The sequence below is a fragment of the Streptomyces sp. DSM 15324 genome, from assembly GCF_001514285.1.
Classification (GTDB): domain Bacteria; phylum Actinomycetota; class Actinomycetes; order Streptomycetales; family Streptomycetaceae; genus Streptomyces.
The window spans coordinates 808,653-822,875 of record NZ_KQ949024.1; the positions used below are offsets into that span (position 1 = coordinate 808,653).

General features: G+C 72.4%; 10 protein-coding genes and 1 riboswitch. Of the genes, 2 read left to right on the forward strand and 8 right to left on the reverse strand.

Going from position 1 to position 14,223, the window contains the following annotated elements:
• Positions 1-51: 51 nt before the first annotated feature.
• The 3 genes from AQJ58_RS09710 to AQJ58_RS09720 all read right to left on the reverse strand — a co-directional run bounded on the left by AQJ58_RS09710 (position 52) and on the right by AQJ58_RS09720 (position 4,733).
• Positions 52-1,242 (reverse strand): alkaline phosphatase family protein, encoded by a 1,191-nt coding sequence (locus AQJ58_RS09710; RefSeq protein ID WP_067247385.1) that lies wholly within the window; start codon positions 1,240-1,242, stop codon positions 52-54.
• Positions 1,242-1,838: a DUF5998 family protein gene (locus AQJ58_RS09715; protein ID WP_079078802.1), complete on the reverse strand. Its 597-nt coding sequence runs from the start codon at positions 1,836-1,838 to the stop codon at positions 1,242-1,244. Before AQJ58_RS09715 ends, AQJ58_RS09710 begins: the two co-directional genes overlap by 1 nt.
• 75 nt (positions 1,839-1,913) lie before the next feature.
• A complete protein-coding gene (locus tag AQJ58_RS09720; RefSeq protein ID WP_067247389.1) occupies positions 1,914-4,733 on the reverse strand; it encodes a bifunctional acetate--CoA ligase family protein/GNAT family N-acetyltransferase in 2,820 nt (939 codons plus the stop codon).
• A 193-nt stretch (positions 4,734-4,926) separates the two neighbouring features.
• Between AQJ58_RS09720 and AQJ58_RS09725 the strand changes: the two genes are divergently transcribed.
• Positions 4,927-5,208: an HPr family phosphocarrier protein gene (locus AQJ58_RS09725; RefSeq protein ID WP_067247392.1), complete on the forward strand. Its 282-nt coding sequence runs from the start codon at positions 4,927-4,929 to the stop codon at positions 5,206-5,208.
• Between the two features lie 177 nt (positions 5,209-5,385).
• Here the strand turns inward: AQJ58_RS09725 and AQJ58_RS09730 are convergent, their stop codons facing one another.
• The 4 genes from AQJ58_RS09730 to AQJ58_RS09745 all read right to left on the reverse strand — a co-directional run bounded on the left by AQJ58_RS09730 (position 5,386) and on the right by AQJ58_RS09745 (position 10,128).
• On the reverse strand, positions 5,386-6,081 hold the full coding sequence (locus AQJ58_RS09730) for a GntR family transcriptional regulator (protein ID WP_067247395.1): 696 nt from the start codon (positions 6,079-6,081) through the stop codon (positions 5,386-5,388).
• A gap of 199 nt (positions 6,082-6,280) precedes the next feature.
• Positions 6,281-7,024, reverse strand: coding sequence for a M23 family metallopeptidase (locus AQJ58_RS09735; RefSeq protein ID WP_067247397.1), 744 nt, complete (start codon positions 7,022-7,024; stop codon positions 6,281-6,283).
• A gap of 14 nt (positions 7,025-7,038) precedes the next feature.
• Positions 7,039-7,201: riboswitch (cyclic di-AMP (ydaO/yuaA leader) on the reverse strand.
• A gap of 192 nt (positions 7,202-7,393) precedes the next feature.
• The gene (locus AQJ58_RS09740) at positions 7,394-8,782 is read right to left on the reverse strand and encodes a M16 family metallopeptidase (RefSeq protein ID WP_067247399.1); all 1,389 of its coding nucleotides are present in this window, start codon (positions 8,780-8,782) and stop codon (positions 7,394-7,396) included.
• On the reverse strand, positions 8,779-10,128 hold the full coding sequence (locus AQJ58_RS09745; RefSeq protein ID WP_067247402.1) for a M16 family metallopeptidase: 1,350 nt from the start codon (positions 10,126-10,128) through the stop codon (positions 8,779-8,781). Before AQJ58_RS09745 ends, AQJ58_RS09740 begins: the two co-directional genes overlap by 4 nt.
• Before the next feature lie 267 nt (positions 10,129-10,395).
• Here AQJ58_RS09745 and AQJ58_RS09750 point away from each other — a divergent pair, with 267 nt between their 5' ends.
• Positions 10,396-12,852 (forward strand): DNA gyrase/topoisomerase IV subunit A, encoded by a 2,457-nt coding sequence (locus AQJ58_RS09750; protein ID WP_067247405.1) that lies wholly within the window; start codon positions 10,396-10,398, stop codon positions 12,850-12,852.
• Positions 12,853-12,914: 62 nt separating this feature from the next.
• Here AQJ58_RS09750 and AQJ58_RS09755 read toward each other — a convergent pair whose 3' ends face one another.
• Positions 12,915-13,982: a CobW family GTP-binding protein gene (locus tag AQJ58_RS09755; protein ID WP_079078803.1), complete on the reverse strand. Its 1,068-nt coding sequence runs from the start codon at positions 13,980-13,982 to the stop codon at positions 12,915-12,917.
• Positions 13,983-14,223 lie beyond the last annotated feature (241 nt).

Sequence of the window (14,223 nt, forward strand, 5' to 3'; positions counted from 1 at the left end):
GGGGGGAACCTTTCGGTGGGGAGATCGGTGGAGACGGGGGACGTGCGGGCGTCAGGAGCGTACTTCGAGCAGCGGGACGAGCTGTTCGGCAGGCGTCATCGAGCCGTGGTTGCCGACCATGGCCGACTCCTTGGGCTCCCGCTCGGAGGCGATGATCAGGACGTCGTCCCGGGCGGCGGCGATCACGTCACCGAGCCGGTCGTACACACGGTCGTCGATGTGCGGGCCGAACCAGCCCGCGGCGATCGCCTCGTCCCGCGAGGCCACCCAGAACTGTTCGCCGAGCACCTCGCGCCAGCAGGTCAGCACGTCGTCGGCGGCGCCGGGGACGGCGTAGACATGGCGGGCGCGGCCCTCGCCGCCGAGCAGGGCGACTCCGGCGCGCAGCTCCCAGTCCTCGTCGAAGTCGATGCGGTGCTGCTCGTCGAAGGGGATGTCGACCATGCCGTGGTCGGCGGTGACGTAGAGCGCGCTGCGCGGGGGCAGTTGCTCGGCGAGGCGCTGGACCAGCCGGTCGACGTACATGAGCTGGCCGCGCCAGGTGTCGGAGGCCACGCCGTAGCGGTGGCCCGCGCCGTCCAGTTCGGCGTAGTACGTGTAGACGAGGGAGCGGTCGCCGGCGGCGAGTTGCGCGGCGGCGAGGTCCATGCGCTCCTCACCGGTGAGCCGCCCGTGGAACGTGCCGCCGCTGAGCGCGACCTTGGTCAGCGGGGTGTTCTGGAAGGCGGGCGAGGAGACCTGCGCGGCGTGCACGCCCGCCCGGTCGGCGAGCTGGAAGACGGTGGGGTACGGCTGCCAGGTGTGCGGCGCGGTCCACGGGTGCCAGCGCAGCTGGTTCATCAGCTCGCCGGTGGCCGGGTCGCGCACGGTGTAGCCGGGCAGGCCGTGGGCGCCCGGCGGGAGGCCGGTGCCGACGGAGGCGAGGGAGGTCGCGGTGGTCGCCGGGTAGCCGGCGGTGAGCGGGCGGCCGGTGCCGCCGCGGGAGCCGCCGAGCAGCGCGTGCAGATACGGCGCCTCGTCCGGGTGGGCCTTGATCTGCTCCCAGCCGAGGCCGTCGATCAGGAAGACGCAGTTCCGGTCGGCCGGGGTGAGTTCCTCGATCGCCGCGGTCACCCCGGGCACGCCCATGCCGGCGGCGAGTGTGGGCAGCAGGTCGGCGAGGGAGCCGGTGCCGTACTCGGGGACGGGGGCGGAGGAGACGGCGAGGGGTTCGGGGTGGTCCCAGGAGGCGGGGGCGGCCATCAGCGGGAGGTGTCCGCGGTCGCCTCGGAGAGCGCCTGGGCGAAGACCAGCGTCTGGCGCACCGTCTCCGGTCCGTCGCCCGCCTCGCTGACACGCAGGCTGAGGTCGTCCGCCGTGGAGTTGCCCGTGTAGCCGTGGTCGGCGTCGCAGTTGGGGTCGCCGCAGGCGGCCGGCTCCAGGTCGATGCGGGAGACGGCGCCCCAGCCGATGGTCAGCACGACCTCGCGGGGCAGGGTACCGGGGGTGTAGGACTCCGGGTTCGCCACCACGCGGCTGAGGACGACGGAGGAGATCCGGCCGAGCTTCACCGACTCCGTGGACGTCGTGGCGTACGGCGTCGGGGAGGTGGTGTCGGCGGCCTGCTCGTCGGTGTGGCTGACGATGAAGCGGTTGCCGGTGAGGACCAGCACGGTCACATGCCGGCGCACCTCGTTCTGGTCGAACGTGGTCTCCTGGTGGACCAGGTACGACCGGATCGGCTCGCCGCCCACGGCGGCCTCCACCGCCTCGGCCACGAGGGCCGGGTAGTAGCCGCTGCGCTCGATCGCCGCGCGCAGCCCCTGGGTCGTCGTACTGGTCTTGGCCATGCCGTCCATCCTACGGGGACCCACTGACTGCGAGGCACCGCTCGCGGGTGCCCGGTCCGGGGCCGCGCGGGGACGCCCGGCCCGTCAGTACGCCGGCAGGGTCCGCGGGCCGAGGTCGTCGCGGACCGGGGGCGGGGCGAGGCGGACCGAGGCGCCCAGGACGCTGACGCCGTGCCGGGCGACGACGACCGGCTCCAGGGTGACCGCGACGACCTCGGGGTGGTCGTCGACCAGGCGGGAGACGCGCAGCAGCAGCTCTTCCAGGGCGGGGGTGTCGACCGGGGCGGCGCCGCGCCAGCCGAAGAGCAGGGGGGCCGTGCGGATCGAGCGGATCAGGGAGGTCGCGTCGCGGTCGGTCACCGGCACCAGGCGGTGCGCCATGTCGCCGAGCAGCTGGGAGGCCGCTCCGGCGAGCCCGAAGGAGAGCACGGCGCCGGCCGCCGGGTCGATGACCGCGCGGACGACGGTGTCGACCCCGCGCGGGGCCATCGCCTGGACGACCGGACGGATCTCCTCCGGCCTGCCGAACAGTTCGGTCAACTCGGTGTACGCCCGGCGCAGTTGTTCCTCGTCGGCGAGGTCGAGGCGGACGCCGCCCAGGTCGGCGCGGTGGCGCAGGTGCGGGGCGGTGGCCTTGAGGGCGACGGGGTAGCCGAGCGCGCCGGCGGCGCGGGCCGCGTCGTCGGGGGTGGGCGCGGGGGTGGCGCGGCGGGGGTGGACGCCGTAGTGCCCGAGCAGCTCGCAGGTCTCCTCGGTGCCGAGGGTGAGGCCCTCTCCGCGGGAGAGGAGCCCGTCGATCAGGCGGGCGGCGCCCTTCTCGTCGATGTCGTCGTAGGCGGGCACCCTGCCGGGGTCGGCGGCCTCGCGTCGCCACTGTCCGTACTTCACCGCTTCGGCGAGGGCGCGTACGGCGCGTTCGGCGGCGGGGTAGGCGGGGATGAGGTGGGCGCCCGCGGGGGCCTCCACCGCGGGGGCGCCCTCGGGGGTGCCGGGCCGGGGCGGGGCCGTGTCACGCGCGCGTGCGCCGGCTCCGGCGCGTGGTGCGGTGCTGGTCGCGGCGGACAGCGCGGCGGCGAGGCCGCCGAGTTCCACGTGGACGACGAGGACCGGCTTGGCGGGGGCCGCGGCGGCCGCCGAGCGCAGGGCCTGGGCGAGGGCCGCGTCGCTGGGCGAGGTCTCGCCGATCGCGGGGATCGCCGTCACCACGACCGCGTCGCAGGTCTCGTCGGCGAGCGCCCGGGCGAGCGCGGCGTGGAAGTCGTCCGCCGACGCCTCGGTGGTCAGGTCCAGCGGGGGCTGCGGGCGCAGCCCCTCGGAGAGGCAGGCGTCGTACGTCAGCAGGCCGAGCGACTCGGAGTTGCCGAGGATGGCGACCCGGGGTCCGGTCGGCAGGGGCTGGCGGGCGAGGAGCAGGCCCGCGTCGACCAGTTCGGTGATGGTGTCGACGCGGATGACGCCGGCCTGGCGCAGCAGTGCCGACACGGTGGCGTGCGGGAGCCGGGTGGCGCGGACCGCGTGGCCCTGCGGGGCGGAGCCGGAGCCCTGGACGACCACCAGGGGCTTGGCCGCCGCGGTGCGCCGGGCGAGGCGGGTGAACTTGCGGGGGTTGCCGATGGATTCGAGGTACATCAGGGCGACGTCCGTGTCCGGGTCGTCGTACCAGTACTGGAGGACGTCGTTGCCCGAGACGTCCGCGCGGTTGCCGGAGGAGACGAAGGTGGACACCCCGGTGGTGCCGGTGACGCCACCGCCACGCCGGTGCAGCCGGGACAGCAGGGCGATGCCGATGGCGCCGGACTGGGCGAACACTCCGATGCGGCCGGGGCGCGGCATCTGAGGGGCGAGCGAGGCGTTGAGCCGGACCTGCGGCGAGGTGTTGATGACGCCGAACGCGTTGGGGCCGATGATCCGCATGCCGTACGCGCGTGCGTGGCGGACGAGGGCGCGCTGGCGTTCGCGGCCGTCGGGGCCGCTCTCGGCGTAACCGGCGGAGAGCACGACGAGGCCCTGGACGCCGTGCTCCCCGCACGCGCGGACGACCTCGGGCACCTGCTCGGCGGGGACGGCGACGATCGCGAGGTCGACGGGGCCGGCGATCTCGCGCACGGAACGGTGGGCGGGGATGCCGTCGATGTCCTTGAGGTCCTCGGGGAAGGCCGGGTTCACGGCGTACATCGGGCCGGTGAAGCCCGCCGCGCGGAGGTTGCCGAGGACGCTGCGGCCGACGCCGCCGGGGGCGCGCCCGGTGCCGAACACGGCGACCGAGCCGGGTGCCAGCAGCCGTCGTACGGAGTGGGACTCGGCGCGCTGCTCCCGCGCGCGCTGCACGGCCAGGGACCGCGCGGTGGGTTCGAGGTCCAGCTCCAGGCGGACGACGCCGTCCTCGAAACTGCGCTGCTGGGTGTAGCCGGCATCCGTGAACACCTTGATCATCTTGGTGTTGGCGGGCAGCACCTCGGCGGCGAACCGGCGGATGTCGCGCTCGCGCGCGACAGCCGCGATGTGTTCGAGGAGGGCGGAGGCGACGCCGCGCCCCTGGTGGGCGTCCTGGACGAGGAAGGCGACCTCGGCCTCGTCGGCGGGTGCGGAGGCGGGCATGCCGTCGGCACCAATGCGGTCATAGCGTACGGTGGCGATGAACTCGCCGCCGACCGTGGCCGCGAGTCCCACCCTGTCCACAAAGTCGTGGTGCGTGAAGCGGTGGACGTCCTTCGCGGACAGGCGCGGGTAGGGCGCGAAGAAGCGGTAGTACTTCGACTCGTCCGAGACCTGCTCGTAGAAGCTGACCAGGCGCTCGGCGTCATCGACGGTGATGGGGCGGATGCGCGCGGTGCCGCCGTCGCGCAGCACCACGTCGGCTTCCCAGTGGGCGGGGTACGCGTGCCGGTCCGAGGCGCTCTGCATGGGGCCCAGAGTACGGCTCGCGTACGACAACGGCGCGAGGCAGTCTGTGGAGGACGGGGGCCGGATCGAGGCCGCGATCCGGTGACCGCCCGAGGGACGGGACGTCCGACCCGTTCCTCACCGGCTTCACGTGTGGAACACTGGTCTAGACAACACCGGTCTAGACAACCTGAGAACCGAAGGGCAGCAACACATGGCTGAGCGCCGCGTCAACGTCGGCTGGGCCGAGGGCCTCCACGCCCGCCCCGCTTCCATCTTCGTCCGAGCCGCCACGGCCGCAGGCGTCCCGGTGACGATCGCCAAGGCCGACGGCAACCCCGTCAACGCGGCCTCCATGCTGGCCGTCCTCGGCCTCGGCGCGAAGGGGGGCGAGGAGATCGTCCTCGCCTCCGACGCCGAGGGCGCGGACGTCGCTCTGGACCGGCTGGCCAAGCTGGTCGCCGAGGGTCTCGAGGAACTCCCCGAGACCGTCTGAGGCACAGACCGGGCCGCGTCACCTTCGAAAGGTGGCGCGGCCCGGTTTTTTTGCACAAACGGAAACCCGGCTCCGGGCACACCGAAAGCGCACCTCCGAGAATTCCCGGGCGCGCATGAAAAGGGCAGCGGAAATACTCCTCCGCCGAATATCCCTTCTTTGTATACGGCCCCCGTGTTAATGCCGCAGCCCCGTCATGTTTACGGGAGGTTGCGAAGTCCTCACACGGTCGGCGCGGTCCGCGCCGCCGGCGAAACGCAGGCGGTGCACGGCCGTGGCGCGCTCGGTGTGCAGGGCCGTGACCGTCCGCGCGCGCTCCTGGTCGCCGCGCGCCACCGCGTCCACGATCGCGCCGTGCTCGGCCCAGGACTCCACCGGGTCGGCCGGCGCGTCCACCGCGTACATCCAGGCGATCTTGTGGCGGAGCTGGGTGAGCATCGAGGTGAGGGCGTGGCTCCCGGAGGCCTGGGCGAGCGTCTCGTGGAACCAGCCGCCCAGCGAGCGCAGATCCTCGCTGTTGCCCCTGCGGGCCCGCTCCTGGCCCAGCCGGACGAGGCCGCGGAGCACCTTCAGATGCGCCTCCGTGCGGCGCTGGGCGGCCCGGGCGGCCCCCAGCGGCTCCAGGAGCATGCGCATCTCCAGCAGGTCGGCCGCCTCCTGCTCGGTCGGCTCCGCGACGCACGCGCCCGCGTGCCGCCGGGTGACGACGAAGCCCTCGGCCTCCAGGGTGCGCAGCGCCTCCCGGACGGGGACGCGGGAGACGCCGTAGCGGCGGGCGAGGAGTTCCTCGGTGAGACGGCTGCCGCGCTCGTAGACACCCGCGACGATGTCGTCCCGGATGGCCGTGCACACCGAGTGCGCCGGAATACGCATGACCGCCTCCGTCTTAATCCCCGTGAAACGTCGCCGAGCTCCGCCGATTGACGTGTGTTCCGTGACTCTATTGCAATCAGCCGCAATTTCCGAAGACGGACCGGAATCCAGGGATATTTTTTGGACAGCGGGGTGGCGAAAACGGCGAAAGCCCCGGCCACTGGGGCCGGGGCTCGGGACGCGGTGTCGCCGGGTGGCGTCAGACGTTGACGCCGTGCTGACGGAGGTAGGCGACCGGGTCGATGTCGGAGCCGTACTCCGCCGTCGTCCGGGCCTCGAAGTGCAGGTGCGGGCCGGTGACGTTGCCGGTCGCGCCGGACAGGCCGATCTGCTGCCCGGGGGTGACCTGCTGGCCGACCGAGACCCCGATGGAGGACAGGTGGGCGTACTGGGTGTACGTGCCGTCGTTCATCCGGATGACGACGTTGTTGCCGTACGACCCGCCCCAGCCCGCCTCGACGACGGTACCGAGGCCGACCGCGTGCACGGGGGTGCCGCTGGCGGCGTGGAAGTCGATGCCGGTGTGGCTGCCGGAGGACCACAGGGAGCTGCTCGCGTGGTAGCCGGTGGAGACGTAGGACCCGGTGATCGGCAGCACGAAGGCGTTCAGGCGCTTGCGCTCGGCCTCACGGGCGGCACGCACGCGTGCCTCGCGCTCCTCGGCGGCCTTCTTGGCGGCGGCCTCGCGCGCGGCCTCCTCGAAAGCTGCCCTCTTCTGCAGGGCGACCTGGTCGTCGACCTGCTCGGCGACGGCCTCGCCGGCCGTGACGACCGGGATCAGGCCGGTCTGTTCGGGGGTCGGCTCCGCGGCGAAGGCCGGGCTGGAGGCGACGGTGGCCATGACACCGGTGGTGGTCAGCGCCGCGAAACCCGCCGCGCGGGCGGTGGTGCGCTGCATCCGGCTGGGCCGGCGGTGCTTCCCGGTGGTGCAGGTGTACGCCATGAAGGGCGAGCGGTCCTTTCCTTCCCTCTCGCCTACCGGGTTAGCTGACGGGTTCGGAGCAGGAAGGTCTCCTACGGACCCCCTCGCTCACGCGCGGGCGTCCGATTCACCCCAGGGACTTCATGGGTCCCCGGCTCCCCTGGCTCGCGCCGTACGGGGACTCGGCGATGACTGTCCGGTGCCGCGGATGCGGCGCGGTGCCTGACGAACAGTCGGGCCGACGCTATGCGGGACCGTTATCAATCCTCAAACGGATCACGGTTTTTGTAGCGCACGCCACAGCACAGACACACAACCTCCGCATCAATTCGGACATCTTGCGGCCCCGGGACGACGCCCGGGGCCGCAGTACGTCCGCCTCTCCCGTGCCTACTCGGCGGGGACCACGGTGACTTCGCCGATCCCGAGCGCCTCGACGGGCTCCTTGATCTGCGCCGCGTCACCGACGAGGACGGTCACCAGACGGTCCACCGGGAAGGCGCTCACGGCCGCGGCGGTGGCCTCGACCGTGCCGGTCGCGGCGAGCTGGCGGTAGAGCGTGGCCTGGTAGTCGTCGGGCAGGAACTGCTCGACCTGGTCGGCCAGCGTGCTCGCGACGGCCGCCGCGGTCTCGTACTTCAGCGGCGCCACGCCCACCAGGTTCTGCACGGCGACATCGCGCTCGGCGTCCGTCAGGCCCTCCGCCGCGAGGGTGCGCAGCACCTTCCACAGGTCGTCCAGGGCGGGACCGGTGTTCGGCGTGTCGACGGAACCGCTGATGGCGAGCATCGCGGCGCCCGAGCCGTCCGGGGCGGAGCGCAGGACCTGCCCGAAGGCACGCACGCCGTACGTGTAGCCCTTCTCCTCGCGCAGGACGCGGTCGAGGCGGGAGGTGAGGGTGCCGCCGAGGCAGTAGGTGCCGAGGACCTGGGCGGCCCACACGCGTGCGTGCCGGTCGGCGCCGACGCGGCCGATGAGCAGCTGCGTCTGGACGGCGCCGGGGCGGTCCACGATGACGACGCGGCCGGTGTCGTCGGCGGTCACCGGCGGGACGGGCCGCTGCTGGGCCGGGGAGCCCGTCCAGGCGCCCAGGGTCTCGCCGAGGAGCGCGGCGAGGTCGATGCCCGTGAGGTCGCCGACGACCACGGCGGTGGACGTGGCCGGCCGGACGTGGCGCTCGTAGAAGGCGCGTACGGCGGCGGAGTCGATCTTCTCGACGGTCTCCGCGGTGCCCTGGCGCGGCCGCGACATGCGCACGGTCGCCGGGAACAGCTCCTTGGAGAGCTCCTTGGCGGCGCGTCGGGAGGGGTTGGCCAGCTCGTGCGGGATCTCGTCGAGCCGGTTGTGGACGAGACGCTCCACCTCGCTGTCGGCGAAGGCGGGGGCGCGCAGGGCGTCGGCGAGCAGGCCGAGCGCCTTGGGCAGCCGGGAGGCGGGCACCTCCAGGCTGATCCGGACGCCGGGGTGGTCGGCGTGGGCGTCGAGGGTGGCGCCGCAGCGCTCCAGCTCGGCGGCGAACTCCTCGGCGGAGTGCTTGTCGGTGCCCTCGGTGAACGCGCGCGCCATGATCGTGGCGACGCCGTCCAGGCCGGACGGCTCGGCGTCCAGGGGCGCGTCGAGGAGGACCTCGACGGCGACGACCTGCTGGCCGGGGCGGTGGCAGTGCAGGACGGTCAGGCCGTTGTCCAGCGTGCCGCGCTCGGGCGCCGGGAACGCCCACGGCCTGGCCTCGCCCGCCCGGGGCTGGGGGTGGAAGTCCATCGTGGCGAGCTCCGTCACTGGGCCGCCTCCTCGTTCTCGTCCTGGTCGGCGGGGGCTTCGGGGGCGGTCGGCTCGTAGACGAGGACCGCGCGGTTGTCGGGGCGCAGGCGGGCCTGGGCGACCTCCCGCACCTCCTCGGGCGTGATGTCCAGGACGCGCTGGACGGCGGTGAGGGCGAGCTGCGGGTCGCCGAACAGGACCGCGAACCGGCACAGTTCGTCCGCGCGGCCGGCGACGGTGCCGAGCCGGTCGAGCCACTCGCGCTCCAACTGGGCCTGCGCGCGCTCCATCTCCTCGGCCGTGGGGCCCTCCTCGGCGAACCGGGCGAGCTCCTCGTCGATGGCGGTCTCGACGACGGGCACCTCGACGTCCCCGGAGGTCTTCACGTCCAGCCAGCCCAGGGAGGGCGCTCCCGCGAGCCGCAGCAGCCCGAAGCCGGCCGCGACGGCGGTGCGGTCGCGGCGCACCAGCCGGTTGTACAGGCGGGAGGACTCGCCGCCGCCCAGGACGGTGAGCGCCAGGTCGGCCGCGTCGCACGCGCGCGTGCCGTCCTGCGGCAGACGGTAGGCGGCCATCAGCGCGCGGGCCGGGACCTCCTCCTCCACGACCTCGCGCAGCTGCTCGCCGATGACGTCGGGCAGCGTGCCGTCACGCGGCTCCGGCTTGCCGTCGTGGGAGGGGATGGAGCCGAAGTACTTCTCGATCCACGCGAGCGTCTGCTCGGGGTCGATGTCGCCGACGACCGACAGGACGGCGTTGTTGGGCGCGTAGTACGTGCGGAAGAACGCGCGCGCGTCCTCCAGCGTCGCCGCGTCCAGGTCGGCCATCGAGCCGATCGGCGTGTGGTGGTAGGGGTGGCCGTCCGGGTAGGCGAGGGCGGTCAGCTTCTCGAAGGCGGTGCCGTACGGCACGTTGTCGTAGCGCTGGCGGCGTTCGTTCTTGACGACGTCGCGCTGGTTCTCCATGGACTCGTCGTCCAGGGCGGCGAGGAGGGAGCCCATGCGGTCGGCCTCCAGCCAGAGGGCGAGCTCCAGCTGGTGGGTGGGCATGGTCTCGAAGTAGTTGGTGCGCTCGAAGCTGGTGGTGCCGTTGAGCGAGCCGCCGGCGCCCTGGACCAGCTCGAAGTGGCCGTTGCCCTTGACCTGGGCGGATCCCTGGAACATGAGGTGCTCGAAAAGGTGAGCCAGGCCGGTACGGCCCTTGACTTCGTGGCGGGAGCCGACGTCGTACCAGAGGCACACCGCCGCGACGGGGGTCAGGTGGTCCTCGGAGAGCACCACGCGCAGGCCGTTGGCCAGGCGGTGCTCGGTCGCTGTCAGGCCCCCGGTGCCTGCCTGGTCTGTGGCCGTGTGACCCATGGGCATGTACGTCCTTCCGATCGCGGACGCGGTCGTGGAAACCGCGCGGTTCCTACCGGTCCTGTCACTGTATGCAAGCGCGCGGTGGGTCGGCGAAGTTCCCGGGGCCGGTACGCCGAGAGCGAGAATCCGGGACGTCGGACCGGATCGGACATGACGTACCCTGCGGGCAATCATGAGAGGGCGGGGGTCCTGGGCCCGTCTTGTCAGTGCCGCGGTCCACAATGGACCGCGTCAGCATCCCTCACACGCCTCAGCAAGGAGCCGGCAGCGATGGCCCGCCGCAGCACGAAGACCCCGCCGCCCGACGACTCGTACGAGGAGCGGATCCTCGACATCGACGTCGTCGACGAGATGCAGGGCTCCTTCCTCGAGTACGCGTACTCGGTCATCTACTCCCGCGCCCTGCCCGACGCCCGCGACGGACTCAAGCCGGTGCACCGTCGCATCGTCTACCAGATGGCCGAGATGGGCCTGCGCCCCGACCGCGGGTACGTGAAGTGCGCGCGCGTCGTCGGCGAGGTCATGGGCAAGCTGCACCCGCACGGCGACGCGTCGATCTACGACGCCCTGGTGCGCATGGCGCAGCCGTTCTCCATGCGCGTGCCCCTGGTCGACGGCCACGGCAACTTCGGCTCTCTGGGCAACGACGACCCGCCGGCCGCCATGCGGTACACGGAGTGCCGTCAGGCCGAGGCGACGAGCCTGATGACGGAGTCGATCGACGAGGACACCGTCGACTTCGCGCCGAACTACGACGGCCAGGAGCAGGAGCCGGTGGCACTGCCCGCCGCCTTCCCGAACCTGCTGGTCAACGGCGCGTCCGGGATCGCGGTCGGCATGGCCACGAACATGCCGCCGCACAACCTGGGCGAGGTCGTCGCGGCCGCCCGGCACCTGATCCGTTACCCCAACGCGGATCTGGACACCCTCATGAAGTTCGTCCCGGGGCCGGACCTGCCCACCGGTGGCCGGATCGTCGGTCTGTCCGGCGTCCGCGACGCCTACGAGACGGGCCGCGGCACCTTCAAGATCCGCGCCACGGTCGCGGTGGAGACCGTGACGGCCCGCCGCAAGGGCCTGGTCGTCACGGAGCTGCCGTTCACGGTCGGCCCCGAGAAGGTCATCGCCAAGATCAAGGACCTGGTCGGTTCGAAGAAGATCCAGGGCATCGCCGACGTCAAGGACCTGACCGACCGTCAGCACGGCCTGCGCCTGGTCATCGAGATCAAGAACGGCTTCGTGCCGGAGGCCGTCCTGGAGCAGCTCTACAAGCTGACGCCGATGGAGGAGTCCTTCGGCATCAACAACGTGGCGCTGGTGGACGGCCAGCCGCTGACGCTGGGCCTCAAGGAGCTGCTGGAGGTCTATCTCGACCACCGCTTCGACGTGGTCCGCCGGCGCAGCGAGTACCGCCGCGGCAAGCGCCGCGACCGGCTGCACCTGGTGGAGGGCCTGCTCACGGCGCTCGTCGACATCGACGAGGTCATCCGACTGATCCGCTCCAGCGAGAACAGCGCGCAGGCCAAGGAGCGCCTGATCGAGCGCTTCTCGCTGTCGGAGATCCAGACCCAGTACATCCTCGACACTCCGCTGCGCCGTCTCACCAGGTTCGACCGGATCGAGCTGGAGGCGGAGAAGGAGCGGCTGGGCGCGGAGATCGCGGAGCTGACCCGGATCCTGGACTCGGACGCGGAGCTGCGCAAGCTGGTCTCCGCGGAACTGGCCGCGGTGGCCAAGAAGTTCGGCACCGAGCGGCGTACGGTCCTGCTGGAGTCGTCCGGCACCCCGGCCGCCGCCGTACCGCTCCAGGTCGCGGACGACCCGTGCCGGGTCCTGCTGTCGTCCACGGGCCTGCTGGCCCGTACGGCGAACGGCGAGCCCTTCACCGGTGAGGGCGACGACAGACGCGTCAAGCACGACGTGATCGTCTCGGCGGTGCCGGCCACCGCGCGCGGGGAGATCGGCGCGGTCACCTCGGCGGGCCGGCTGTTGCGGATCAACGTCGTCGACCTGCCGCAGCTGCCGGACACGGCGTCGGCACCCAACCTCGCGGGAGGCGCCCCGGTGGCGGAGTTCGTCTCCCTGGAGGGCGACGAGACGCTGGTCTGCCTGATCACGCTCGACGAGTCCTCGCCCGGTCTGGCGCTCGGCACCGAGCAGGGCGTGGTCAAGCGGGTGGTGCCCGACTATCCGTCCAACAAGGAGGAGCTGGAGGTCATCACCCTCAAGGAGGGCGACCGGATCGTGGGCGCGATCGAGCTGCGCACCGGCGAGGAGGACCTGGTCTTCATCACCGACGACGCCCAGCTGCTGCGCTACCAGGCGGCGCAGGTGCGTCCGCAGGGCCGTCCGGCGGGCGGCATGGCGGGCATCAAGCTCGCCGAGGGCGTGAAGGTCATCTCGTTCACCGCGGTGGACCCGTCCGTGGACGCGGTGGTCTTCACGGTCGCCGGCTCGCGCGGCACACTGGACGACTCCGTCCAGACGACGGCCAAGCTGACGCCGTTCGACCAGTACCCGCGCAAGGGCCGTGCCACCGGCGGTGTGCGCTGCCAGCGGTTCCTGAAGGGCGAGGACTGCCTGTCCTTCGCCTGGGCGGGCCCGGTCCCGGCGAAGGCGGCCCAGAAGAACGGCATGCCGGCCGAGCTGCCCGAGATGGACCCGCGCCGCGACGGCTCGGGCGTCTCCCTGCCGAAGACGGTGGGCGTGGTGGCGGGGCCGGTCTAGGCCGGTTCGGACGGTCCGTGCCGGCCCGGGCGGTCCAAGCCGGTTCGGACGGTCTACGCGGTCTAGTAGGCCGGTTCGCCGGGGTCCGACGCGCCGTCCGGATCCTGTACGTAGCGCAGGACGCCCCACATGCCGTGCTCGTCGGCGTGCGGGGCGTCGCTGCCGCAGGCCTGGAGCTCCTTGCCGAGCGCCTCGGCGTCGATGCCGGTGCCGATGAGGACGAGCTGGGTGAGGCGGTCCTCGGCGGGGCCGCGGCGCTCCGGGTAGAAGCGCAGGAAGCGGCCGACGGCGTGCACGGCGTAGCGGTTCAGGACGTCGTACGCGCCGAAGTCGACGTACCCCTTGATGCGGTAGAGCCCCTCGGGCCTGCTGTCGAGGAAGGCCATCAACCGGCGCGGGTCGAGGGGGACTTCGGAGACGAAGGAGACGCTGTCGTAGGCCGCGTGCAGGTGTCCGCCGTGGTCCTCGTCGTCGCCGTGCTCGTGCAGGTCGTCGAAGGACAGCTGTCCGACGCGTTCCTCACCGGGCCGGCAGTCGAAGAGGAACTCCGGGTCGACCCGGCCGTACGTCGCGGGGACGACCGCCGCGCGGTCGGTGAGCGAGCGGACGAGCTCCAGGACGTGCCCGGCCCGCGGGGCACGGTCGATCTTGTTCACGACGACCAGGTCGGCGAGGGCGAGATGCCGGTCGATCCCGGGGTGCTTGGCGCGGGTGTCGTCGAACTCGGCGGCGTCGACGACCTCGACGAGCCCTCCGTACACGATCCCCGGGTGCTCGCTGGCGAGCACCATCCGCACCAGTTCCTCGGGTTCGGCGAGACCGCTCGCCTCGATGACGATGACGTCGATGCCGGTGTCGGGGTGGGCGAGCCGCTCCAGGTACACGTCGAGTTCGCTCGCGTCGACGGCACAGCACAGACAGCCGTTGCCTAGGGAGACGGTGGAGTCGCCGAGCGCGCCGGCCACGGCCATGGCGTCGATCTCGATCGCCCCGAAGTCGTTGACGATCGCCCCGATGCGGCTGCCCCCGCTGCGGTGCAGGAGGTGGTTGAGCAGGGTCGTCTTGCCGGAGCCGAGGAATCCGGCGAGTACGACGACCGGGATCTGCTGCGGACTGCGGCTCTGCGTCACCGTGCGACCTCTCTGACACCTGCGCGCACTCCGGCTCACGGCCGCGGAGCGCGTACGACGATGGGACGCGCCCCAGGATACGAGTCCGCCCAATCCCCCCTAAGTGAACGATTGTTAGCAGCACTTGCCGGGCAGACGTCTGGCAAGGCGCCCTGGCGTGCGACCCTCGCTTCCCTCCGTGCGCCTCCCCTCCGCCTCCCCCGCCGATCAGAGCGGCTCGGCACCCTGGGAGACGGCAAGC